Below are 24,104 nucleotides of genomic sequence, written 5' to 3'. Positions count from 1 at the left end.
ATAGTACACAGCATAGGTTGTCTTTGTTGTCTCATTTATAGGTGAATAACAAGGCTTTTAGGTTTTCAATTAGAGGTGTTCTGCTCATTATAGAAGTGGAACACCTTAATTTAATCTAAATTTAACATAATTGTATTGCTAGAGAACTTAAAAATTGAAAAGAGGTTTTAAGATGTTATTTGATACACATGCACACCTAAATGCTACGCAATTTGACGAGGATGTAGTAGATGTCATTAATCGTGCTAAAATGGAAGGTGTATCCCATATAGTTGTTGTTGGTTTTGATCGCCAAACAATTACTCGCGCTATGGAACTTACTGAAATGTATGACTTTATTTATGCTGCAGTTGGTTGGCACCCAGTTGATGCAATAGATATGGTTGATGAGGACCTATCATGGATTGAAGAATTGGCAAGTCATCCAAAAGTAGTTGCGATTGGGGAAATGGGGCTAGATTATTATTGGGATAAATCACCAAAAGATGTTCAGAAAGAAGTGTTCCGCAAACAAATTAAACTAGCAAAAAAGGTAAACTTACCAATTATTATTCATAATCGCGAAGCAACAGCTGATGTTTTACAAATTCTTGAGGAAGAGAATGCTGAACAAGTTGGTGGGATTATGCATTGCTTCACCGGAAGTGTAGAGGTAGCTAAAAAGTGTATGGATATGAACTTTTATATTTCACTCGGGGGTCCTGTCACATTTAAAAATGCAAAAAAGCCTAAAGAAGTTGCTAAGGATATACCGTTAGAAAATCTTCTTATAGAAACAGACTGTCCGTATTTAGCTCCACACCCTTATCGTGGGAAACGTAATGAGCCGAGCTATGTAAAGTATGTTGCTGAATCCATTGCTCATTTAAAAGGAATTACAGTTGAGGAAGTTTCTGAAAAAACAGCGTTAAATGCAAAAAAATTATTCGGCATAAAATGATAAATTTCTTTGTCTTTTGCTGAAGAGACTTGTCTAACGATATCTGACCTTGAGTAAATTCTACATCCTTTACTATTGTAGGTGATGGGAGTGTCGATAATTCTCCCTTTTCTTTTTTAGTTATTTTTTGCATAATGTTGTATATCGAAAGTGAAAAGGAGGTCAGGGTTGACAGATAGTAACTAACTATATATAATCTCTCCGAGGAGAAGGAGGCGTTTTTCATCGAGTTATCAAGATTGAAAAATCTGTTTTTTAAGCCCTTCAAGAAAGAGAGATTAGCTATAATTATTAGTAGTTTCATAGCTATCTCAGCTGGATTAGTCTTTATCATTTTCCAAGCTACGAAGGAAAGAGTTACACTAACTCTTGATGGTTATACGCAGGTAGTTAATACACATGCGGATACAGTTAATGAGCTGTTAGACGAATATGATGTCAATGTAAAACCTGCAGACAAAGTAAATCCATCGGTGGATACACCAATAAGTAATAATATTGAAGTGGTGTGGGAGCCAGCACAGCTTGTTCTCTTTGTAAAAGAGAGGGAAGAGCAAGCGTATTGGACAACTGCAAAAACAGTAAAAGAATTTCTGGCAGAAAATGAAATTGAATTAACAAGTCATGACCGAATTCGACCAGAATTAAGTACAGATATAAGTAATGAAATTGTAGTAACATTTGAAAAGGCATTTCAAATTACACTAAATGTCGGCGGAGAAGATAAACAAGTATGGTCTACTTCGACTACTGTCGCTGACTTTTTAAAGCAGCAAGAGATCACTCTCAATTTACTTGATCGCGTTGAACCCAACTTAACAGAACGAGTGAAAAAGGATTCGGTTATTACTGTGACGAGAGTTGAAAAAGTCACCGATGTAGTGGAAGAGCCAGTCGACTATGCAGTTGTTACTAAAAATGATAGTAAATTATCTAAAGGTGCTTCAAAAGTTCTTTCTGAAGGTAAAGAAGGTTTAGTTGAAAAACAATATGAAGTTATCTTAGAAAATGGCAAAGAAATTTCAAGAACATTAGTAAATACATCGACATTAAAAGAAAGTCTTGACCGTGTTGTAGCTGTGGGTACTAAAGAAGACATTCAAGTATCCCGTGGTACTGAAGGTGGGGAAGAATTTTATGTATCTTCTACCGCATATACTGCAAGTTGTAATGGCTGTAGTGGAATAACCTCTACTGGCATAAATTTAAAAGCAAACCCTCAAGCAAAAGTAATTGCCGTAGACCCTAGTGTTATACCTTTAGGAACTAAAGTATATGTAGAAGGCTATGGTTACGCTGTAGCAGGAGATGTTGGTTCTGCTATTAAAGGCTATAAAATTGATGTGTTTTTCCCGACGAAAGATGAAGCTTATCGATGGGGCAACAAAAAAGTAAAAATAAGAATAATTAATTAACACTTTGTTCATGCGGAGGATTTTTCTATCCTCTGCATTTTTACGTTATAATTGTTTAAGCTAACTTTTTTTAGTATAGATTGTGTAAAAAAGCAGTCATAATAAGGCAAAGAAAATTACTTTCTACATGTTAGACGATTGAACGGGTAAAAAAGTTTCAACTTTTGGAGGAAAAAATAAAAATGATTATAAAAGAAATAATTGTTGTTGAAGGTCGGGATGATACAGTAGCTATTAAACGTGCTGTGCAAGCCGATACGATAGAGACAAATGGATCAGCGATAAATAGTATTGTAATTGAACAAATTCGCTTAGCACAACGTAAGAGAGGTGTTATTATATTTACTGATCCAGACTTCCCAGGTGAGCGCATAAGAAAAATAATATCTGAGCAAGTATCAGGTTGTAAGCATGCATTTCTGCAAAAGTCTGAAGCTATTGGGAAAAATGGAAAAGGTATAGGGGTTGAGCATGCTTCGCCAACTGCGATAAAACAAGCCCTCAAGGATGTAAAGCAAGAAATTGAGGATATACAGGAAGCTATACCTTTTCAAGATCTTGTAGATGCCGGTTTAATTGGTGGTCAGCAGGCAAAATTAAGACGTGAACGATTAGGCAAATATCTCAAAATTGGTTATACAAATGGTAAACAACTACACAAACGTCTAATCATGTTTCAAATATCTAGAGATTCATTTGTAGCTGCATTACGTAAAGTGCTACAGGAGGAGCAAATTCATGAATAAAGATATAGCAACACCTAATCGTACGAGAGCAATTCTTGAGAAGTATGGTTTTTCTTTCAAAAAAAGTTTAGGACAGAATTTTTTAATTGATACGAACGTGTTACGTCGTATTGTAGACCATGCTGAGTTAACTGAAGAGAGTGGAGTAATAGAAATAGGGCCTGGTATTGGAGCGCTTACTGAACATTTGGCTAAAAGTGCTAACAAGGTAGTTTCTTTTGAGATAGATCAACGATTATTACCAGTATTACAAGAAACGTTAAGTATTTACGATAATGTTAAAATAATTCACTCAGATTTTCTTAAAGCAAATGTAGAGCTTGTTATACAAGAAGAGTTTGGCGAAATGAAAGATTTGATGGTAGTTGCGAATTTACCATATTATGTTACAACGCCGATTATTATGAAATTACTAACTGAACAAATCCCAATCAGGGGTATTGTTGTTATGCTGCAGAAAGAGGTTGCTGATCGGATGACAGCTGCTGCGGGAACGAAAGATTATGGATCCTTGTCAATTGCTGTTCAATATTATACAAAGGCTGAGAAGGTAATGACAGTACCTAAAACAGTTTTTGTCCCTCAGCCAAATGTTGACTCTGCTGTTATCCGTTTAACAAGACGAGATGATCCAGTAGTCAATGTAGAGAATGAAGATCACTTATTTACAATTGTTCGCGCGTCATTTGCACAACGGAGAAAAACGATATTAAACAATTTAGTTAATCAATTACCAAATGGAAAGCAGAAGAAAGAAGTAATAGAAGAAGCGCTAAAAAGTGCGAATATTGACCCAAAACGTCGAGGGGAAACATTAGCTATTGAAGAGTTTGCACTGCTCAGTAATATTCTGTTAGAGATCTTTTAGTAAACTAGTCATTGTTGTAAAGAAGAAAAGGTGCCACGAACTCTAGTTTTATACACGTTTAGCTCTTATAACGAAAAGCAACAATTCATGTGAAAACTGCCTTCGTTTAATACATATGAAATATAAAATTACAATTAGCTTTTCAAGCCTCCCTTAATACATGATGTCTTCATGAATTAAGGGTCTTTATTTTTTGGGGGATAGGTACTTCGGCATTTCTTATCACAACAGACATAGATGTTGCATAGCCTAAGTAAAGGAAAACATTTGGATTTAAAGAGCCGCCTCAAATTGTTGCTGGAGTGAAGAGTATGGATGCATGTATTGGCGATATTGTTGCTCGCAAGTCGTATAAATGTGATTTGTTATTTCGTGTGATCAACATTAACAATGATAAGCATGGAAATAAAATTGTGATTTTGTATGGAGAAGATGTCAGACTTGTCGCAGATGCTCCTTATGAAGATATTGTTGTTATCAATGAAAGGGAACAAAAGAAAAGAAAAAAGGTCGATGAAGAGAAGATTGAGCAATCTTATAAGCTATTCCGTCAAGAGTATCAACTCATTAGGCAAAAGAGTGAATATTATGCAACAGAAGGTTATGCTAACACATTTGATTTTTTCCAATTGCCTGGTAAAGTGTTGCATTTAGATGGTGACCCGTTATATTTAAAGAAATGCTTGGCTTTATATGAGAAGATTGGTGTTCCTGTTTTTGGAATACATTGTAATGAGAAAGAGATGCCTCAAAAAGTAACTGGTTATATTGAGAAATTCAGGCCGGATATTCTTGTTGTAACAGGTCATGATGCATATACAAAGGCCAAAGGTGATAAATCCGATTTGAAAGCATATCGACACTCAAAGTATTTTGTCCAAACCGTTCGCCAAGCACGAAATAAAATACCCCACTTGGATCAGTTAGTCATCTTTGCTGGTGCGTGTCAATCTCATTTTGAATCACTAATAAGAGCAGGAGCTAATTTTGCTAGCTCACCTTCAAGAATTAATATTCATGCTTTAGATCCTGTGTATATTGTATCAAAAATAAGTTTTACTCCATTTGTTGATAGAATAAATGTTTGGGAAGTACTTCGTAATACACTTACAGGAGAAAAGGGATTAGGAGGGATTGAAACAAGGGGCGTGTTACGAACTGGGATGCCATATAAACTACAACAAGAAGAAGAGTAAATACTGACTGGGTTGTCATTTGTGGCGACTCAGTTTTTAGTTGTGTACGCCTTTTTTCTTTAATACAAAAAACAACAATTAATGCGAAAACGATCTTTTATTTATACGATCAATAAGGTAGGGTTTTATCCAAGCCTCATAAATAAAAAGTAAAAAAGATGTCAAGAATGATAGATGGATATAGGTTTATATTCTTTGTGCGAAAACAACCATCTATAAGAAAATAGCCGATATAAAAATAATTGGATTATATAACTTTTTAAGCAAAAATCTAACATAAAAAAACAATTTACATATCTAATTAATAATTGGTAAAAATATTTGTAGAGGAAAGTGGAATTTTGTTGTATTATTTTCATTGACAAACAAAATAGATCGTTGATATAATGAAATTTTTATTTGACTATTTTTTGTTAATTTGCTATAATTGATATCGTGAGGTGGAGCGATTATGGGAAAAACATTGTCAGATATAAAAAAGGCATTAGATGGGAATCTAGGCAAACGACTTACCTTGAAAGCAAACGGTGGTCGTAGAAAAACGATTGAACGTTCGGGTGTTCTGGCAGAAACATATCCATCCGTTTTTGTAGTTGAGTTAGATCAAGCTGAAAATGCATTTGAACGTGTTTCATACAGTTATGCAGATGTCCTAACTGAAACAGTTCAATTAACATTTTCTGAAGACGCATCAGGGAATATAGCTGTTAACGGGCAGTAAACCTTAGTTTGCTGCTTTTAATTTTGACTGTTTTCGCATAGAGGTATTCGTATTTTTAAAAAATAAACACGAATTTAGATTTCATGGTGGAATCTTTTCCTCTATAAAACGATGTCTGTTACGTAATTCGACAATATCTTAATCTTCTAGTTGAAGAGCAATAGCAACAAAGTTACGGAAAGAGCCTTTAATTTGGCTGTTTTTTTACGTTAAAAGTTGTTTTTATATAAAAAAATGAATACGAATTAGTTATATGTCTTCATTTTTAATGATGACAAGCTGACGAGGGTATAAAACTTTTTCTAGTTTTTCTACTTTAGCAAAAGCCGACGAAAAGGGCCGATGTTTTATATAGATAGTATGTATAACATTTTACATATGGAGAGTGTTGGTGTATTAAGGAAATATATTAATTGCATCTCTTAAGCTCCAGTTTTTAGCCTAAAACTATGTTAAAAGGAATATTTAGGGTTTCATATTATTAGTAATTTTGTCCTTATACTAAGAGTGTCGTAGTTATTTTGAAAGGAGTTGCTTTTGTTGGGTAGACGCCGCGGAATAATGTCGGATCGATTTAAGGAAGAACTAGCAAAAGAACTTGGTTTTTATGACACCGTTCGTAATGAAGGCTGGGGAGCGATTCGTGCAAGAGACGCTGGTAACATGGTGAAGCGCGCAATTGAACTTGCTGAAGCAAACCTTGTAAATAATGATAAACAAAAGTAATAAATAAACGATTAATAACTGCGATAACCGAAGCCTAGTAGCTTCGGTTTTCTTGCATTACAATTGATTGAAGTCATTATTCAATTTCTGCAATGAATATTATGTGTATAATTTATGGTAAAATGACGTTATAACAATGGAAGAACGAAAAGTAGGTGAAGATTTTGAGACTTTTGGTTAAGGCGCCAGCTAAAATTAATTTATCCTTAGATGTATTACATAAGCGTCCAGATGGATACCATGAAGTGAAAATGATTATGACTACGATAGATTTAGCCGATCGAATTGAGTTAACTGATTTAGCAGAAGATACCATTTCTATCGTATCACATAGTCGCTTCGTTCCAGATGATAGTAGAAATTTAGCATATCAAGCCGCACAGTTATTAAAAAAGAAGTTTGGAGTGCAAAAGGGAGTGTCGATAGGTATTACAAAGACGATCCCGGTTGCGGCTGGTCTAGCAGGAGGTAGTAGTGATGCAGCAGCCACATTACGGGGCTTGAATAAATTGTGGAACCTTGGATTAACAATTGATGAACTGGCGTCATTAGGTGCTGAAATAGGTTCGGATGTATCATTTTGTGTTTATGGAGGAACCGCACTTGCGATGGGACGTGGAGAAAAGATCATTCACATTGATCCACCACCGCATTGTTGGGTTGTGTTAGCAAAACCATCAATAGGTGTTTCTACTGCAGAAGTATATAGAAGACTAGATCTTAATAATGTTGAACACCCAAGAGTAGATGAAATGGTAGATGCTATTCGAGCGCATGATTATCCTTTGATATGCTCACTCTTAGGTAATGTTTTGGAAGATGTTACATTTCAGATGCAGCCTGAGGTTGCACAAATTAAAGAGCAGATGAAACGTTTTGGTGCAGATGCTGTATTGATGAGCGGAAGTGGACCAACGGTGTTTGGTTTAGTTCAACACGATTCTAGAATGCAGAGAGTATACAATGGGCTAAGAGGATTTTGTGATCAAGTATTTGCGGTAAGAATGCTAGGTGAAAGAATCACTCTTGATTAAATACGTATGTTAATGATATATTTACATAAAATATTCGTATTTTGGAGGAATCGAGAATGAAAATACGAAGAAGCGGTCGATTAGTCGATATGACAAATTATTTATTGCAGCACCCCAATCAACTTTTACCTTTAACGATTTTTTCAGAAAGGTATGATTCAGCGAAATCATCTATAAGTGAAGATTTGGCGATAGTTAAACAAACTTTTGAACAGCAAGGTATAGGGACTTTACTAACAGTGCCAGGTGCAGCTGGTGGTGTTAAATATATTCCTGGCGTATCTTCTGAAGAAGCTACGTTAACAATTAATGACTTATGTCATTTAATTGCGAAGCCGGACCGGTTGTTACCGGGAGGATATTTATATATGACAGATATATTAGGTCATCCCCAACTTGTAAACCAAGTGGGTCGATTATTTGCAGCTGTATATGCTGATCGTCCGATAGATGTGGTTATGACAGTTGCTACTAAAGGAATCCCTTTAGCTTACGCAGTTGCATCATATTTAAACGTTCCTGTAGTAATTGTTCGGCGTGATAGCAAAGTGACTGAAGGATCAACAGTAAGTATTAACTATGTTTCTGGATCTTCAAAAAGAATACAAACGATGGTTCTTTCAAAAAGAAGCTTAGATGAGGGAGCTAACGTTCTGATTATCGATGATTTTATGAAAGCTGGAGGAACGATAAACGGCATGATTAGCATGCTCGAAGAATTCAAAGCAAATGTAGCAGGGATTGGTGTACTTGTGGAATCAGAGGGCCTTGAAGAGAGGCTTGTTGATGAATATATTTCGTTAGTAAAACTGACTGAGGTAGACGTTAAGGCTAAGAAAATAGAAGTTAATATAGGTAATTATTTTAATTTCTTAAAGTAACTAGAGGATGGAGGAACTGCTATGAAAAAAATCCAAACAAATCTGGCTCCTCAAGCCATTGGTCCGTACTCTCAAGGGATGGTTGTAAATAATTTGTTTTTTAGTTCTGGACAGATCCCGTTAAAACCTAACGGTGAACTTGTACAAGGGAATGTGGATGAACAGACACACCAAGTTTTTGCTAATTTGAAAGCTGTATTAAAAGAGGCAGGTGCTTCTTTCGATACAGTTATTAAAACTACAGTTTTTATAAAAAATATGGATGACTTTGCTGAGATAAATGAAGTTTATAGTGAATATTTTCCCAACCATCAACCAGCAAGATCATGTGTTGAAGTTGCAAGACTACCGAAAGATGTTCTAGTAGAGATTGAAGTAATCGCATTGATTAAATAATTAGTTTAAAATTCCTATGTTTACTATACCGACCTAATATTTTCAAAAAAATTTACATAATTTGCAGGAAAACTCAAAAATTGTGTTGAATAACATACTAAGTCTTTTAAATTGGGAAAAGGTGGTGAACAGAATGGAAGTAACAGATGTAAGATTACGCCGCGTGAATACCGATGGTCGTATGAGAGCGATTGCATCAATTACTTTAGATCATGAATTCGTTGTACATGATATTCGTGTAATTGATGGGAATAACGGCTTGTTTGTTGCGATGCCAAGTAAACGTACTCCAGATGGGGATTTTCGTGACATAGCTCACCCGATTAACTCAACAACTCGTGGGAAGATTCAAGACGCAGTTTTAGCAGAATATCACCGACTTGGTGAGATAGAAGAATATGAAGAAGCGGGTGCTTCATAAGAAACATTAATATTTTTTACACCAAGAGAGCCTTCACAGATGAAAGGCTCTTTTTCACGTAAGTGTATGGTACAGTTAGACTTATATAAATGGATGTTACCGCACTTTCTACAAGGCATTTTGGTTGTCTAAGCTATTTACATACTAATCATAGCTTTTCATATTAGGATCAAACACAAATACAACTACATTGCGTGGTATCATTTCTTCGAAGAAATGATGACAGCCTCATAAAAATTTATCTCCCTATGCTCATATTAGTAACATGAGCAACAAATTTACGAAAGAGACTTAGGTTGAACTTTCCCCCTCATATAAATCTTCTAATAATTAAAAAATGACCATATGCTCATTCTTTAATGTTTATTCTGACAATATAATGTACTTACGGATGTTTCCTTGAAATTGAAGGCTATTTGAGATAATATTCATAGTGGATAAAAAGGTTACATTGGAGGCCTGTAGATGAAAAACCGATTTGCGGTAATATTGGCCGCTGGGCAAGGTACAAGAATGAAGTCAAAATTATATAAAGTTTTACACCCTGTTTGTGGCAAACCGATGGTTCAACATGTTGTCGAAGAAGTTACAAAAATAGGTGTATCGCAGTTGATAACTGTAGTAGGACACGGTGCTGAACAAGTGAAAGAGCAGCTTGGTAACACTAGTGATTTCGTGTTACAAAAGGAGCAACTAGGTACAGGGCATGCTGTATTACAAGCAGCTCCGCAATTAGAACAGCAAGACGGTATTACTATTGTTTTATATGGAGATACCCCACTTATTACTGAAGCTACCATGAAATCTTTGTTAGAGCACCATGACCATACAAAAGCAAAAGTGACTATTTTAACAGCTATTGCAAATGATCCGACAGGCTATGGAAGAATTGTTAGAGACGATCTAGGCAAAGTCGAAAAGATTGTTGAGCATAAGGATGCCAACGATCAAGAGCTTAGTATTCAAGAGATTAACACAGGAATTTATTGTTTTGATAACAAAGCTTTATTTCATGCATTAAAGCAAGTATCAAATGATAATTCACAAGGTGAGTATTATTTACCCGATGTAGTAGGAATCTTGAAAAATGAAGGTGAAACAGTCTCTGTTTACCAAACCCCGTCTTTTTCAGAAACGTTAGGAGTAAATAACCGAATTCAACTTGCAGAAGCTGAACAAATAATGAAAGAGCGAATAAATAACTACCATATGTTAAATGGAGTGACAATCATTGATCCGCATTCAACATATATATCATCAAATGCTCAAATTGGTCAGGATACAACTATACACCCGGGAACTATCATAGAGGGTGAAACAGTTATTGGAACTGATTGTACAATAGGTCCTCATACAGAGCTGAAAAATTGTCAAATAGGAAGCCAGTCAGTTATTCGTCATTCAGTGGTACACCAAAGTGAGATTGGTAATGAAGTTAATATTGGTCCTTTTGCACATATTCGACCTGATTCTTTAATAAAAGATGAAGTGAAAATTGGTAACTTTGTAGAAGTGAAAAAGTCTATCATTGGAGATGGCAGCAAAGCTTCGCATTTAAGTTATATTGGAGATGCTGAGGTAGGTAAAGGTGTCAATATTGGTTGCGGCTCAATAACAGTGAACTATGATGGTCAAAATAAATATTTAACTAAAATAGAGGATGGCGCTTTTATCGGATGTAATTCTAATTTAGTGGCGCCAGTTACAGTTGGAGAAAGAGCATATGTGGCTGCAGGCTCTACAATTACAAAAGATGTTCCTGGAAGTGCACTATCTATTGCCCGTGCGCAACAAGTAAATAAAGAACAATATGTTAACCGTTTGCGAAAAAAGAAATAATTTATTCTGATATGTTTTAACAACGTCTGGATTTGTTACAATAACTAAGATAATGATTATCGGAGGTTAGTAGGAGAATGCAATCAATCGATCCAAAATTAAAAGTATTTACACTTAGCTCAAATCAAGGTGTAGCTGAAGAAATTGCTAAAGTTATAGGAGTCGAATTAGGAAAAATTGCTGTTGCTCGCTTTAGTGATGGTGAAATACAGATTAATATCGAAGAAAGCATCAGAGGCTGTGACGTATATATTATTCAGTCAACAAGCTCACCAGTGAATCAGAATTTAATGGAATTATTAATTATGATTGATGCTTTAAAACGAGCGTCTGCAAAAACCATTAACATTGTTATGCCGTATTATGGATATGCACGTCAAGATAGAAAAGCTCGTTCTCGTGAGCCGATTACTGCTAAACTAGTTGCTAACCTCATAGAAACCGCTGGAGCAACACGTGTTATAACACTCGATTTACACGCTCCACAAATACAAGGTTTTTTCGATATTCCAATTGATCATTTAATGGGTGTACCGATTTTAGCAGATTATTTCAACAGTAAAGGTCTTGAGGATATAGTGATTGTTTCTCCTGATCACGGTGGTGTGACCCGTGCAAGGAAAATGGCCGATCGTTTGAAAGCACCTATCGCAATAATCGATAAACGTCGACCTAAACCGAATGTAGCTGAAGTAATGAATATTGTTGGTAATGTTCAAGGTAAAACTGCCATTTTAATTGATGACATTATTGACACAGCAGGAACGATTACATTGGCTGCAAATGCACTCGTTGAAAATGGTGCTTCATCGGTGTATGCATGCTGTACACATCCGGTTTTATCGGGTCCAGCTATTGAAAGAATACAGAATTCAAATATAAAAGAGTTAGTCGTTACCAATTCTATTGCATTACATGATGATATGAGAATCGAAAAAATTGTAGAGCTTTCTGTTGCTCCTCTAATTGCAGAAGCGATTGTCCGTGTCCATGAACAAGAATCAATAAGTGCTTTATTTGATTAATTATTATTATTAGGTTTATCTCTACCCGGTTTTGGGGAAAGTTACTCATAGGACGAGTACACAAACCAAACGGGTAGGTGAATAGAATGGCATTATTGCAAGCAAATGAGAGGCAAGATTTTAAACATTCATCAATTAGGAAATTGCGGGAGGAAGGTAAAATCCCTGCAGTTATTTATGGTGAGAATTATGAGAGTAAGGCGATCTTTATTCACGGGGCAGATTTTCTGAAAACGATAAAAGAAGCTGGTCGCAATGGTATTATTACGCTCTCACTTAATAATGATCAACATTCAGTGATGTTGCATGATATTCAAAAAGACCCATTAAAAAGTGACATAGTGCATGCGGATTTTCAGGTTGTTAATATGAAGTCAGAAGTTGAGGTTGATGTAAATATTCAACTCATTGGTGATGCAATTGGTGTCAAGGATGGCGGAGTACTCCAGCAACCGTTACACCAAGTCTCTGTAAGGGCGTTACCTGCTAATATCCCAACTTCCATTGATATAGATGTGTCTAACCTGGAAGTTGGTCAAACGATATCTATTGGTGACATTCAAACAGTAGATAAATTTGACATTAATCATGATATGAGTGAAGTAGTTGCATCAATTTTACCTCCAAAACAAGAAGATGAAATAAATAGTGGTGAAGAACAAGAAACTGGGCAACCTGATAATGTTGAAGGTAGAGAGACAGATGACGAGTAGGTATGCTTACGCATAAAGTGATTAGCCAAAATTGAGTTGAACTTGCTCGAGATTAAGAAAACTTTATCTAGGGTTTGTCGAAGTTGCTTAACCCCATCCTTCAAAAGCATCGTTGTGCTTTTTGTAGGCATGGGGTTCTAGTGCTTGTTGGATGTGTATGAGAAGCTAGTGTGGTCTATAATGTCTAGCTACTACAGTGCCTATCCACCCGAGACAGCTTTAAAAATTCATCCGAAGGAAGGCAAAAAGCTCCTTCGTGTGAATTACATGAGTGTTTGTCTAGATGAGTCTGGTGCTTGCGTTTTTTATTATACATATGGGGGAATCTTGATGAAATTAATTGTAGGTTTAGGAAACCCTGGTAGAGAATATGCTCTAACAAAACATAATGTAGGTTTCATGGTTATTGATCAATTATCGACACGATTTAATATCGATATAGATAAATCTAAGTTTTCAGGATTATATGGAACAGGTATGTATAATGGTGAAAAAGTAATATTATGTAAACCGCTTACATATATGAATTTATCAGGAGAATGTATTGGGCCGTTAATGGACTATTTCGATATACCTATTGAAGATCTATTGATTATCTATGATGACCTGGATTTGCCAACAGGAAAAATTCGTTTAAGAACAAAAGGAAGTGCTGGTGGACATAATGGAATTAAATCCACAGTTAATCATCTTGGCACTCAAGAGTTTAAAAGAGTACGTATAGGAATTGGGAGGCCAACGAATGGCATGGCAATTCCAAATTATGTTCTTACAAAATTTGTTGATGATGAAATTGAAAAGATAAATAATGCTATAAAGGTTTCAACAGATGTATGTGAAGATTGGATTTCATCACCTTTTTTACAAGTAATGAATAAGTATAATTAATCAATGAAATTGAATAACTTCCTAGGATTGCGTAAATACTATCACTAAAACCAATTGGGAGGATAACAAATGTCACTCCATTATTATTGCAGGCATTGTGGTATAAAAGTTGGTAGTATTGAAAGAGTATCACTATATACTGAAAGTTTAGGATTTCAATTACTTTCTGATCAGGAACGTCAAGAGATGTTATCCTACGAAGATAACGGTGATATCAAAGTATTAACAATTTGTGAGGATTGTCAAGAAGCATTAAACCGAAATCCAGATTTCCATCTATATGAAACATTTATTCAGTGAGAAGCTTTGGTCAAATACCAAAGTATTTTCCTGTTTAATGTTGATTATTTTGTAACATTAAGTTGTTTTCCGTAAGCAAATAAACATATCATACAAATAGAGTTCTGAATATATTATCTTTTTTTACGATAATAACGCATACAATTTGATCTAGCATAAAATAGTAACGTATGCAATAAAGAAGTTTTTTTATTTATTTTGGCTGTTTGCGCATTGATTGTAGTTTTTCGTACTAAGATATAAAGTTCGATGCGTTTTTTCTTCTCATTTACAGATGAAAGTCGCACTAACTTTAGCAATAGCAACAAAGTTTTAAAAAAATTCGTAAAAAGTGTAACGCATTTTATATAACTAGAATATTATTAAACCCTGCTAAGTCATTCGAGAGGAGGGGGTTGAATGTTAGGTATACAAGAGTATTTTTTATATAATGATGATTTGGCTTCAATTGTAAACGGCATTGATGAAGGGCTTAAAGAGCAGCTTGTAGCTGGATTATCAGGATCAGCTAGATCTTTATTTTTTGCTTCAATCTATAAAGATACAAATCGCCCGTTACTAATAGTGACACATAACCTCTTTCAAGCGCAGAAGATTTATGATGATTTACTAGGGTTGTTAAGTAGTGATCATGTATTTCTATACCCAGTGAATGAAACAATTGCGTCAGAGATAGGAACTGCTAGTCCAGAATTAAAAGGACAGCGTCTAGAGGTATTGGATTATTGGTGTTCATCAAAAAAAGGTATTGTCATAGCACCTGTTGCAGCTATAAAAAGGTTACTTCCCCCAAAAGAAGTTTGGGATAGCTATCAATTAAATTTCTCAGTAGGAAATGACATAGACATAGATCAATGCTTAAATAAAATTGTATTAATGGGTTACTCAAGAGCATCAATGGTTACAGCACCCGGAGAGTTCAGTGTTAGGGGTGGCATTATTGATATATACCCATTAACTGAAGAGTTTCCAATTAGAATAGAACTTTTTGATACTGAGATAGAGTCAATACGTACATTTGCAATTGATGATCAACGGTCATTGCAAAAGATAGAAAAAGTAACGATTGGTCCGTCAACTGAAATTCTAATAAGTAACGATAAAATCGATCACGTAATTAACTCAATAGAAGATAAACTTGGAGAAAGTTTGAAAAAAACAAAGGACAGTGATGTAAAAAAATTATTAGTGGAAAACATTACTGCTGAAATAGAACAATTAAAAAATGACCAACTTCCGAGTCAAGTATTTAAATATTTATCTCTTTTCTATGAAAAGCCTGCAAGTTTACTAGACTATGTACCTAATAACGGTCTTATTTTATTTGATGAAATGAGCCGTATCCAAGATATTACGACAACCTTAGATAAAGAAGAAGCTGAATGGTACACGAGCCTACTTTCCGAAGGTAAAATTATTCATGATTTACAGCTGTCTCATCATTTTTCTACTCTTATACAAAAGATAGACAAGCCGCTTATTTATTTTTCTTTGTTTTTAAGGCATGTTCAGCAAACAAGTCCACAAAATATTGTCAATATTACTTGTAAGCAAATGCAAAGTTTCTTTGGGCAAATGCATGTATTGAAAACCGAATTAGAAAGATGGAAAAAAGGAAATTATACTGTTGTAGTTTTGGCTCCGAATGAAGAAAGACAGAAGAAGATACAACATGTTCTTGAAGATTATGATTTGAATTTTGCTACAACTGATAGCAATGACAAAATAATAACAGGTACAAATCAAATTGTTATAGGGGATTTAAACACAGGTTTTGATTTGCCTTTACAAAAGCTAGTAGTTATTACTGAAGAAGAATTGTTTAAAAATAGGACGAAAAAAACGAAACCGAGACAGAAGCTATCCAATGCAGAAAGAATTAAGAGCTACTCAGAATTAAAGGTTGGCGATTATGTTGTTCACATTAATCACGGTATCGGTAAGTATATTGGAATTGAGACGCTAGAAATCAATGGTATACACAAAGATTATCTTCATATTGAGTATCAAGGTAGTGACAAGCTATACGTTCCTGTCGAACAAATAAATCAAGTGCAAAAATACGTTGGCTCAGAAGGTAAAGATCCAAAAGTGTATAAGCTTGGCGGAACAGAGTGGAAACGGGTTAAGAAAAAGGTTGAGTCCTCAGTACAAGATATTGCTGATGACTTAATTAAGCTATATGCAGAGCGAGAAGCGAGTAAAGGGTATAGCTATAGCCCTGATGGTGATATGCAGCGAGAGTTTGAGTCGGCTTTCCCATATGAAGAAACAGTAGATCAACTACGTTCAATTGGGGAAATTAAAAAAGACATGGAAAAAGAGCGCCCTATGGATCGGTTATTATGTGGAGATGTAGGGTACGGGAAGACAGAAGTAGCAATCAGAGCAGCATTTAAAGCAATTGTTGATGAAAAGCAGGTTGCTATCCTTGTGCCGACAACGATTTTAGCCCAGCAGCATTACGAAACTATTCAAGAAAGATTTCAAGATTATCCAATTAATATAGGTTTACTTAGCCGATTTAGATCTCGTAAGCAACAACTCGAAACAATTAAAGGCTTAAAAGATGGAACGATTGATTTAGTTGTAGGTACTCATCGAGTGTTGTCTAAAGATATTTCATTTCGTGATTTAGGGATGTTAATCATTGATGAAGAGCAACGGTTCGGTGTAACACATAAAGAGAAGATTAAGCAAATGAAAGCTAATATTGATGTATTAACTTTAACAGCAACACCTATTCCTAGAACGTTACATATGTCCATGTTAGGCGTCCGGGATTTGTCTGTAATTGAAACACCACCTGAGAATAGATTTCCAGTGCAAACTTATGTAGTTGAATATAATGGTGCACTCATTAGAGAGGCCATTGAAAGAGAACTATCTAGAGGTGGTCAAATATACTTTCTTTATAACCGTGTTGAAGATATTGAACGCAAAGCCGAGGAAATCTCTATGCTCGTTCCAGATGCACGAGTTGCGTATGCACATGGAAAAATGACTGAAAACGAGCTGGAATCTGTCATACTTAATTTCTTAGAAGGTGAAATCGATGTCCTTGTTAGTACAACCATCATTGAAACAGGTGTTGATATACCAAATGTTAATACGTTAATTGTATTTGACGCAGATAAAATGGGCTTATCACAATTGTATCAGCTTAGAGGAAGGGTCGGTCGTTCGAACCGTGTAGCTTATTCATATTTTACACATCGTAAAGACAAAGTCTTATCAGAAGTTGCTGAAAAAAGATTGCAAGCAATAAAAGAGTTTACAGAGCTAGGCTCTGGTTTTAAAATTGCCATGCGTGACTTGTCAATAAGAGGAGCAGGGAACTTGTTAGGGTCGCAACAACATGGATTTATTGACACTGTTGGATTTGATTTATATTCCCAAATGCTGAAAGAGGCAATTGACGCAAGAAGAGGAAATGAACCAACTGCAACAGATCCAGATATAGAAATAGACGTAGAGGTTGATGCATATATCCCTGACCAATACGTTTCTGATGGTCGACAAAAAATAGACATGTATAAACGCTTTAGAGCTATTACTACACTAGATGATTTAGAAGATCTTCAAGAGGACATGACAGACCGTTTTGGGGAATACCCAGATGAAGTATCTTATTTATTTCAAATTGCTGAAATTAAAGTTTACGCAATACAACAAAAGATACTATCAATTAAACAGGTGAAACATGAAGTAACAATATTATTTAGTGAAGAGCAGAGTGGTAATGTTGAGGTTCAAAGGTTAGTTCAGCTTACACAACAATATGGGCGATTGATTGGGTTAGGTATGGAAGGTAAACAATTAAAAGTTGTTTTCCACACAAAAGGTATTCCTGCTCAGCAATGGTTAGCATCAATGTACGATTTCCTAAAAAAACTGGCTGACGTTAAGGAAGAGCAATTAAAAACTGTATAAATAGGTTTATTTGTAATATTAATTGGCGATACTGTATGTTTGTTTTTATTTTTAAAAATTATGCTGTCTTTATGTATAGTTCTTTGTTTGAAGAGGATACTAATGTCAACAATGGTGATTTATACATGGACAACACTTTAATCACCATCATTTAATCATCAGATGAAAGTGAGGCATCTTTAGATGAAAGCAACTGGAATTGTTCGTCGAATTGATGATTTAGGCCGAGTGGTAATCCCTAAAGAAATACGGAGGACATTACGAATTAGAGAAGGTGACCCGCTAGAAATTTTTGTTGACCGCGATGGAGAAGTGATTTTAAAAAAATATTCTCCTATAAGCGAATTAGGTAACTTCGCTAAAGAGTATGCAGAGGCTTTATTTGACAGTTTAGGACATAATGTATTAATATGTGATCGAGATGTGTTTATAGCAGTAGCGGGAGGCTCCAAAAAGGACTATATTAATAAAAGTATTAGCAGGATGATTGAGAAATCTATGGAGGATCGTAATACTGTACTTAATACCGAAGAAAAAGAAATATCCTTGATAAGTGACCAAGAAGAACAATTGTCATCTTATGCTATAGGTCCAATCATTGCAAATGGAGATCCAATTGGAGCAGTTATAATTTTTTCAAAAGATACAGTGATTGGGGAAGTTGAGCAAAAAGCTGTTGATACAGCAGCAGGTTTTTTAGCAAGACAAATGGAACAATAAAACAAACAAAAGGCGGCAAACATGCGGCCTTTTCTTATTTATTGGCTGTTGTGTTAAGCACTAACAAATAACCGCGTTTATAAATCTTTTCTTCTTCTTTACTGTTATAGTTTTGCAATATAACAACAAAGAGTAAGAAAAGAGGCTATTTAGATGATGAATTTTTACGCTTCAAGCCCCTATCCTCTCGAGATTGCTTCTCGTTTTAATTAAAGTACCTTCATGTGATATGCTCTCATTGCTCTCAATATCATTGAAGCAGTGAAAGTAAAGCATGACTTTCTTCAATTTTTTTCTTGAAGGGGTGAGTTGGTGAACATCCATTCCGATTTGCAAAAAAAAATTTTTTTGCAAGGAACAGTTATATTATCTATTGCAGGTATCGTTACTAAGCTACTTAGTGCGGGATATCGGATACCTTTCCAAAATATTGTTGGAGATATCGGGTTTTATATATATCAGCAAATATACCCATTTTATGGAGTGTTTTTAACGTTATCAACCTATGGGTATCCAGTTATAATTTCTAAGCTACTAATAATTTCATTTGAACAGCAAGATTATAAAAGAGTTAAAAAAGTTGTTGTGGTCTCCTTTTTATCCTTACTTGTTGCAGGAATCGTTTTTTGTAGTGTGTTATATTTTTTTGCTAATAAGATAGCGATTATTATGGGTGACCCGGAATTAACTATATTGATTAAAGTTATTGCTTTTTCATTTTTATTAATGCCATTTATCTCAGTATTAAGAGGTTATTTTCAAGGACAGAAGAATATGGTTCCAACCGCTGTTTCACAAATGGTTGAACAATTTGTTAGAGTCATAACTATTCTAATATTTTCTATTCTCCTCGTATCACATGGGTATGGCATGTATGCTACCGGTGCTGGAGCACTTTTCGGATCGATCACAGGTGGATTAACAGCAATTGTAATTTTGTTAATATATTATAAGCAAAATAATCTATTACATACAGAGCGCCCGTTAATATTTAATAAAAAGGAAAATAAAGAAATAATAAGGGTGTTATTTACGCAAGGGGGACTTATTTGTATTAGTGGGATGATCCTTATCCTCTTTCAATTAGTGGACTCATTTACGTTATACTCATTATTAATCTCAAGTGATATGAGTGACGTTATCGCTAAAGGTGCAAAAGGAGTCTATGATCGTGGATGGCCACTTATTCAATTAGGAACTGTTGTATCAACATCAATCTCGCTATCTTTAATTCCAATCATTTCTAGTGCATATATTCGTCATAATTTACAATCTATTAAAGAGAAGGTTAATTTATCAATCAGAATTAGCATTGTTGCTGGTGTAGGCGCATCAGTTGGGTTAGCTTTTATTATTGAACCGACAAATATTATGCTTTTTCAAAATAATCAAGGGACAGATGTGTTAAGGATACAAGGTTTTACTATACTCTTTAGTTCACTTATCTTAACAACTTCATCTATTTTTCAAGGTATGAACAATTACATAATTCCTGCAATTAGTGTTGTCGTAGCGTTAATTTTAAAAGGGCTGTTAAATGTTCTACTTGTTCCTATTTTAGGAACAAAAGGGGCTGCATTTGCAACTATCATTTCACTATTGATAACTGTGTTATTTCAGTATTATTTATTGTATAGGAAATTGCGAGGGTCTATATGCAGAATCAAGGATGTTGTCAAGATACTAGAAGCAGCCATAGTAATGGGCATAGGTTTATATGTATATATTCATTTTACAAATCTATTGTTGGTATTTATTAATAATCGGCTTTTTTCGGCTTTGCAAGCAATTACTGCTGTAATGATCGGTATCATATTATTTCTCTTCGTCATTATTAAAAGACAAGTTTTTACCCAAAGTGAGCTGTCAATCATTCCTTATGGAAATAAGCTAGCCTATTTTAATAGAGCAAATAAGAAGTTAGGTGATTAATAATGAAGAAAATAACTGTAATAGGTTTAGGAGCTGGCGATTTAGAGCAATTACCTCTAGGAGTTTATCGATTGTTACAAAAGGCTGATCATATTTATATACGAACAAATGAGCACCCAGTCGTACAGGATCTTATGAAAGAAGGACTACATTTTAATTCTTTTGATAATGTATATGAAAATTACGATCAATTTGAAGAAGTATACGAAGAGATAGTAAATGTCTTAATTTCAGAAGCGCTGCATAAAGAGATATTATATGCTGTACCTGGTCATCCATTTGTGGCTGAGAGAACAGTTCAACTATTAGTGGACAAGTGTAGTAAGTATGGTATTGAAATTAATATTGCTGGAGGGCAAAGTTTTCTTGATTCAACATTCACATCATTGCAAATTGATCCGATTGAAGGGTTTCAGTTTCTAGATGCAACGTCACTACAAAGGCAACAAATTCAATATAATCAACATATTATTATATGCCAAATGTATGATCAATTTATTGCATCTGAGGTGAAGCTAACACTTATGGAGGATTTGCCTGATGATTATGAAGTAATGATCCTTACAGCTATTGGTAGCGAGGCTGAGGAAGTAAGAAAAGTACCATTATATGAATTGGATCGTCAGTCTACCATAAGTAATTTAACAAGTTTATATGTACCTCCTGTAAATGATGAGAAATTGCTTTATCATACATTTTCTTCATTACGTTCTGTTATCGCAATTCTTCGTGGGCCAGATGGTTGTCCATGGGATAAAAAGCAAACGCATCAATCATTAAAGAAATATATTCTTGAAGAAGCATATGAGCTTGTAGATGCGATTGACAATGATGATGTTTGGAATACAATTGAAGAGCTCGGAGATGTACTTCTACAAGTTATGTTACATGCTCAAATTGGAGATGATGACGGATTATTTAACATTGATGATGTGGTTAGAAGTATAACAGAAAAAATGATTCGACGTCATCCACATGTTTTTGCAGGGGAAAGAGTAGTTGATAGTGATGAAGTAGTCTATAATTGGGAACAAATTAAGCAAGATGAAAAAAAGGGAATGAAACACCCTGCATCATTACTTGAGGAGGTCCCAAAGAGCTTACCGGGCATATTAAGAGCTTATAAATACCAAAAAAAAGCAGCTCAGGTAGGGTTCGATTGGGATGATGTTAGTCCGATGTGGGATAAAGTGAGGGAAGAAATAGAAGAGTTTCAAGTTGAGGCATCCAATCACAACCAAAAGAATATGCTTACTGAGTTTGGTGATATTCTTTTTGCCCTTGTAAATATATCTCGTTATTATAAAATTGATCCGGAAGAAGCGATAACAAGTGCAAATAATAAATTTTTTAAGCGGTTCCGTTTTATTGAAAACACTGTGAGAGATGAGGGGAAAGAGATTGAATCCTTATCTTTAGAACAATTAGATGAAATTTGGACATCTGCAAAGAAAAAAGGATTATAATGAGAACACTAGGACTAGGTAAATACGCTTACCCTTCATGTGGTTTTGAAAACGAGTATTTATGTTATAAGCTATCGACTTAAAAAAACATATACGAAATCTATGATATATGAAAGAAGTGAAAAATATGAGACTAGATAAATTTCTTAAAGTTTCTCGCTTAATTAAAAGGAGAACACTAGCAAAAGAGGTTGCTGACAAAGGAAGAATTTCGATAAATGGTATCCAAGCAAAAGCAAGTTCAACTCTTAAAGTGGGGGATGAACTAACCATTCAATTTGGTCAGAAAGTTGTAACGGTAAAGGTAGAAAAACTTGTTGAGACAAGTCGTAAAGAAGAAGCTAATGACTTATACTCGATTGTAAAGGAAGAGAGAAAAGAGGAGCAAAGCTGAAAAAATTTACCGTTGACCAACTTAATGAACATACATTGAGCAACTGGTTGCGTAAGTTTTATAGGCTTGTTCTAAAATGATTGTCCCTAACATACATTGATATAAATGTTTGCTATGAAGCATGTCTTCAGCATAAAAGCGAGGGATGATCATGGATCAATATTATGAAGGTAGCTCAAATCAAAAAGGAACGATTAAAGAGCACGACTTAGTAATGAGAGGACGAAGAATTCTTGACATAACAGGTGTCAAACAGGTTGAAAGCTTCGATAATGAAGAATTTTTATTAGAAACTGTGATGGGATTTTTAGCTGTTCGTGGCCAAAATCTACAAATGAAAAACCTAGATGTTGATAAAGGGATTGTCTCGATTAAAGGGAAAATATTCGATATTGTATATTTAGATGAACAATATGGGGAGAAGGCTAAAGGTTTTTTTAGCAAGTTGTTCAAATGAGTTTAACGACTCAATTTTATACAATGATGTCTATGATTGGTATTGGGAGCTTTTTAGGAGCAGCTCTCGATACTTATGGACGCTTCTTACAGCGGTCGTACCGAGCAACATGGTTAGTTTTTATAAATGATATTATGTTTTGGTGTATGCAAGGCTTTATTATATTTTATGTTTTGTTACTCGTTAATGAAGGTGAACTTAGGTTTTATATCTTTATTGCTATTTTATGTGGTTATGCTGCCTATCGTAGTCTATTTCAATCGTTATTTTTAAGATTGCTGGAATTTGTAATTAAATTAGTAATTTCGACATATCAAATTGTAAAAAAGCTCGTTCACTATATTATCATAAAGCCAATTCAAATATTGTATCATTTTATTGCTATACTGGTTATAGGGCTTTTAAACGTATGCTATACGACTATTCGTTTTTTGGTAAAAGTACTTATTTATTTTGTACAAGTATTGTTTATCCCAGTGAAAAAGCTAGTAAAGTTTGTGTTTCAACTACTCCCTAGCTCTTGGAGAAAGTTTTGTGTAGTTTTTTTAAAAAAACTTGCAGGATATTTTAAAAAAATAAAGAATGTACAACATATCATAATAAAATGGTGGAAATCAATCCTAAGTTTTTTAAGGAGGAAGTTTTAGAGATGAGTGCGTTACGAAAGCAGAAGAAAGTTATAGAGCTGCAAACGTCATACTCTAGTCAGCATGAGAATAATCAACAGGTATTAACTAATAAGCGTCGCGGTTTAATGAGACGGTTAGCGGCTTTGTCATGTCTAGCTGTAGTTGCCGCCTTTTTTATTAGTTCTACACTCATCTCTCAATCGAAAATAATTGAAGAAAAGAACGTTGAAAAACAAAAACTGGAATATGAGTTAGCTGATTTGAAAAAAGAGCAATTGTATTTAGAAGGTGAAATTGTTAAGCTTAACGATGATGAGTATATAGGAAAAATTGCTCGGAGAGATTTTTTTCTATCACAAGAAGGCGAAGTTTTATTTAATACATCTGAGTGAAGTTGGTTAGTCTTGTTGACACTCAATTTTTAAATTATGTATAATAAAAAAAAATGATTTTTTTATTTTTTA

At 34.7% G+C, this 24,104-nt stretch carries 24 protein-coding genes; all 24 read left to right on the top strand.

Going from position 1 to position 24,104, the window contains the following annotated elements; genetic code table 11:
* Positions 1 to 172: 172 nt before the first annotated feature.
* Entirely contained in the window at positions 173 to 940 is a 768-nt protein-coding gene (locus V1503_RS10190) for a TatD family hydrolase (protein WP_410626663.1), read from the top strand.
* A 239-nt stretch (positions 941 to 1,179) separates the two neighbouring features.
* Positions 1,180 to 2,355 (top strand): ubiquitin-like domain-containing protein, encoded by a 1,176-nt coding sequence (locus V1503_RS10185; protein ID WP_410626661.1) that lies wholly within the window; start codon positions 1,180 to 1,182, stop codon positions 2,353 to 2,355.
* A gap of 182 nt (positions 2,356 to 2,537) precedes the next feature.
* Positions 2,538 to 3,101 carry a ribonuclease M5 gene (rnmV, locus tag V1503_RS10180; RefSeq protein ID WP_320259588.1) on the top strand — a complete coding sequence of 188 codons (564 nt, stop codon included), beginning with the start codon at positions 2,538 to 2,540 and terminating at the stop codon, positions 3,099 to 3,101.
* Positions 3,094 to 3,969, top strand: a complete 876-nt coding sequence (gene rsmA, locus V1503_RS10175) for a 16S rRNA (adenine(1518)-N(6)/adenine(1519)-N(6))-dimethyltransferase RsmA (protein ID WP_410626658.1) — start codon at positions 3,094 to 3,096, stop codon at positions 3,967 to 3,969. The genes rnmV and rsmA overlap by 8 nt, the downstream gene beginning before the upstream one ends.
* 311 nt (positions 3,970 to 4,280) lie before the next feature.
* Entirely contained in the window at positions 4,281 to 5,165 is an 885-nt protein-coding gene (gene yabG, locus V1503_RS10170; protein ID WP_214484091.1) for a sporulation peptidase YabG, read from the top strand.
* 451 nt (positions 5,166 to 5,616) lie between these two features.
* Positions 5,617 to 5,886, top strand: a complete 270-nt coding sequence (gene veg, locus V1503_RS10165; protein ID WP_214484090.1) for a biofilm formation stimulator Veg — start codon at positions 5,617 to 5,619, stop codon at positions 5,884 to 5,886.
* 540 nt (positions 5,887 to 6,426) lie between these two features.
* Positions 6,427 to 6,612 carry a small, acid-soluble spore protein, alpha/beta type gene (locus V1503_RS10160; RefSeq protein ID WP_214484089.1) on the top strand — a complete coding sequence of 62 codons (186 nt, stop codon included), beginning with the start codon at positions 6,427 to 6,429 and terminating at the stop codon, positions 6,610 to 6,612.
* Positions 6,613 to 6,776: 164 nt separating this feature from the next.
* Positions 6,777 to 7,646, top strand: coding sequence for a 4-(cytidine 5'-diphospho)-2-C-methyl-D-erythritol kinase (gene ispE / locus V1503_RS10155; RefSeq protein ID WP_214484088.1), 870 nt, complete (start codon positions 6,777 to 6,779; stop codon positions 7,644 to 7,646).
* A 56-nt stretch (positions 7,647 to 7,702) separates the two neighbouring features.
* Positions 7,703 to 8,527, top strand: a complete 825-nt coding sequence (gene purR, locus V1503_RS10150; protein WP_214484087.1) for a pur operon repressor — start codon at positions 7,703 to 7,705, stop codon at positions 8,525 to 8,527.
* A gap of 21 nt (positions 8,528 to 8,548) precedes the next feature.
* Positions 8,549 to 8,923: a RidA family protein gene (locus tag V1503_RS10145; RefSeq protein WP_320259592.1), complete on the top strand. Its 375-nt coding sequence runs from the start codon at positions 8,549 to 8,551 to the stop codon at positions 8,921 to 8,923.
* 133 nt (positions 8,924 to 9,056) lie between these two features.
* Complete coding sequence (gene spoVG / locus V1503_RS10140) at positions 9,057 to 9,344, top strand: septation regulator SpoVG (protein ID WP_214484085.1); 288 nt, start codon at positions 9,057 to 9,059, stop codon at positions 9,342 to 9,344.
* Between the two features lie 465 nt (positions 9,345 to 9,809).
* Complete coding sequence (gene glmU / locus V1503_RS10135; protein WP_410626651.1) at positions 9,810 to 11,183, top strand: bifunctional UDP-N-acetylglucosamine diphosphorylase/glucosamine-1-phosphate N-acetyltransferase GlmU; 1,374 nt, start codon at positions 9,810 to 9,812, stop codon at positions 11,181 to 11,183.
* 77 nt (positions 11,184 to 11,260) lie between these two features.
* Entirely contained in the window at positions 11,261 to 12,208 is a 948-nt protein-coding gene (locus V1503_RS10130; RefSeq protein ID WP_320259594.1) for a ribose-phosphate diphosphokinase, read from the top strand.
* An 86-nt stretch (positions 12,209 to 12,294) separates the two neighbouring features.
* Positions 12,295 to 12,921: a 50S ribosomal protein L25/general stress protein Ctc gene (locus tag V1503_RS10125; protein WP_214484082.1), complete on the top strand. Its 627-nt coding sequence runs from the start codon at positions 12,295 to 12,297 to the stop codon at positions 12,919 to 12,921.
* Positions 12,922 to 13,251: 330 nt separating this feature from the next.
* Entirely contained in the window at positions 13,252 to 13,809 is a 558-nt protein-coding gene (gene pth / locus V1503_RS10120; protein WP_410626648.1) for an aminoacyl-tRNA hydrolase, read from the top strand.
* A gap of 69 nt (positions 13,810 to 13,878) precedes the next feature.
* A complete protein-coding gene (fin, locus tag V1503_RS10115; protein ID WP_214484080.1) occupies positions 13,879 to 14,109 on the top strand; it encodes an anti-sigma-F factor Fin in 231 nt (76 codons plus the stop codon).
* A gap of 399 nt (positions 14,110 to 14,508) precedes the next feature.
* Positions 14,509 to 18,042 carry a transcription-repair coupling factor gene (mfd, locus tag V1503_RS10110; protein WP_320259597.1) on the top strand — a complete coding sequence of 1,178 codons (3,534 nt, stop codon included), beginning with the start codon at positions 14,509 to 14,511 and terminating at the stop codon, positions 18,040 to 18,042.
* A 183-nt stretch (positions 18,043 to 18,225) separates the two neighbouring features.
* Positions 18,226 to 18,762 carry a stage V sporulation protein T gene (gene spoVT / locus V1503_RS10105; RefSeq protein WP_410626645.1) on the top strand — a complete coding sequence of 179 codons (537 nt, stop codon included), beginning with the start codon at positions 18,226 to 18,228 and terminating at the stop codon, positions 18,760 to 18,762.
* A gap of 312 nt (positions 18,763 to 19,074) precedes the next feature.
* A complete protein-coding gene (locus tag V1503_RS10100) occupies positions 19,075 to 20,694 on the top strand; it encodes a putative polysaccharide biosynthesis protein (protein ID WP_410626642.1) in 1,620 nt (539 codons plus the stop codon).
* Positions 20,694 to 22,160, top strand: coding sequence for a bifunctional methyltransferase/pyrophosphohydrolase YabN (gene yabN / locus V1503_RS10095; RefSeq protein WP_410629422.1), 1,467 nt, complete (start codon positions 20,694 to 20,696; stop codon positions 22,158 to 22,160). The genes V1503_RS10100 and yabN overlap by 1 nt, the downstream gene beginning before the upstream one ends.
* A 127-nt stretch (positions 22,161 to 22,287) precedes the next feature.
* Positions 22,288 to 22,554, top strand: coding sequence for an RNA-binding S4 domain-containing protein (locus V1503_RS10090; protein WP_214484113.1), 267 nt, complete (start codon positions 22,288 to 22,290; stop codon positions 22,552 to 22,554).
* Positions 22,555 to 22,705: 151 nt separating this feature from the next.
* Positions 22,706 to 23,011, top strand: coding sequence for a sporulation protein YabP (yabP, locus tag V1503_RS10085; RefSeq protein ID WP_214484075.1), 306 nt, complete (start codon positions 22,706 to 22,708; stop codon positions 23,009 to 23,011).
* A complete protein-coding gene (gene yabQ, locus V1503_RS10080) occupies positions 23,008 to 23,658 on the top strand; it encodes a spore cortex biosynthesis protein YabQ (RefSeq protein WP_320259600.1) in 651 nt (216 codons plus the stop codon). Before yabP ends, yabQ begins: the two co-directional genes overlap by 4 nt.
* Positions 23,659 to 23,660: 2 nt before the next feature.
* Positions 23,661 to 24,032, top strand: a complete 372-nt coding sequence (locus V1503_RS10075; RefSeq protein ID WP_214484073.1) for an FtsB family cell division protein — start codon at positions 23,661 to 23,663, stop codon at positions 24,030 to 24,032.
* Positions 24,033 to 24,104: the final 72 nt, after the last annotated feature.

The sequence above is a fragment of the Nanhaiella sioensis genome, from assembly GCF_046557775.1.
GTDB lineage: Bacteria > Bacillota > Bacilli > Bacillales > SM2101 > Nanhaiella > Nanhaiella sioensis.
The sequence above is the reverse complement of the archived record's forward strand: the minus strand, read 5'-3'. Positions and strand labels throughout refer to the sequence as shown.

Bases quoted from the DNA above. Each gene is read 5' to 3' on its own strand.
- V1503_RS10190 (WP_410626663.1), top strand. From the start codon at position 173: ATGTTATTTGATACACATGCACACCTAAATGCTACGCAATTTGACGAG.
- rnmV (WP_320259588.1), top strand. From the start codon at position 2,538: ATGATTATAAAAGAAATAATTGTTGTTGAAGGTCGGGATGATACAGTA.
- rsmA (WP_410626658.1), top strand. From the start codon at position 3,094: ATGAATAAAGATATAGCAACACCTAATCGTACGAGAGCAATTCTTGAG.
- yabG (WP_214484091.1), top strand. From the start codon at position 4,281: ATGGATGCATGTATTGGCGATATTGTTGCTCGCAAGTCGTATAAATGT.
- veg (WP_214484090.1), top strand. From the start codon at position 5,617: ATGGGAAAAACATTGTCAGATATAAAAAAGGCATTAGATGGGAATCTA.
- purR (WP_214484087.1), top strand. From the start codon at position 7,703: ATGAAAATACGAAGAAGCGGTCGATTAGTCGATATGACAAATTATTTA.
- V1503_RS10145 (WP_320259592.1), top strand. From the start codon at position 8,549: ATGAAAAAAATCCAAACAAATCTGGCTCCTCAAGCCATTGGTCCGTAC.
- spoVG (WP_214484085.1), top strand. From the start codon at position 9,057: ATGGAAGTAACAGATGTAAGATTACGCCGCGTGAATACCGATGGTCGT.
- glmU (WP_410626651.1), top strand. From the start codon at position 9,810: ATGAAAAACCGATTTGCGGTAATATTGGCCGCTGGGCAAGGTACAAGA.
- V1503_RS10130 (WP_320259594.1), top strand. From the start codon at position 11,261: ATGCAATCAATCGATCCAAAATTAAAAGTATTTACACTTAGCTCAAAT.
- V1503_RS10125 (WP_214484082.1), top strand. From the start codon at position 12,295: ATGGCATTATTGCAAGCAAATGAGAGGCAAGATTTTAAACATTCATCA.
- pth (WP_410626648.1), top strand. From the start codon at position 13,252: ATGAAATTAATTGTAGGTTTAGGAAACCCTGGTAGAGAATATGCTCTA.
- fin (WP_214484080.1), top strand. From the start codon at position 13,879: ATGTCACTCCATTATTATTGCAGGCATTGTGGTATAAAAGTTGGTAGT.
- mfd (WP_320259597.1), top strand. From the start codon at position 14,509: ATGTTAGGTATACAAGAGTATTTTTTATATAATGATGATTTGGCTTCA.
- spoVT (WP_410626645.1), top strand. From the start codon at position 18,226: ATGAAAGCAACTGGAATTGTTCGTCGAATTGATGATTTAGGCCGAGTG.
- V1503_RS10090 (WP_214484113.1), top strand. From the start codon at position 22,288: ATGAGACTAGATAAATTTCTTAAAGTTTCTCGCTTAATTAAAAGGAGA.
- yabP (WP_214484075.1), top strand. From the start codon at position 22,706: ATGGATCAATATTATGAAGGTAGCTCAAATCAAAAAGGAACGATTAAA.
- yabQ (WP_320259600.1), top strand. From the start codon at position 23,008: ATGAGTTTAACGACTCAATTTTATACAATGATGTCTATGATTGGTATT.
- V1503_RS10075 (WP_214484073.1), top strand. From the start codon at position 23,661: ATGAGTGCGTTACGAAAGCAGAAGAAAGTTATAGAGCTGCAAACGTCA.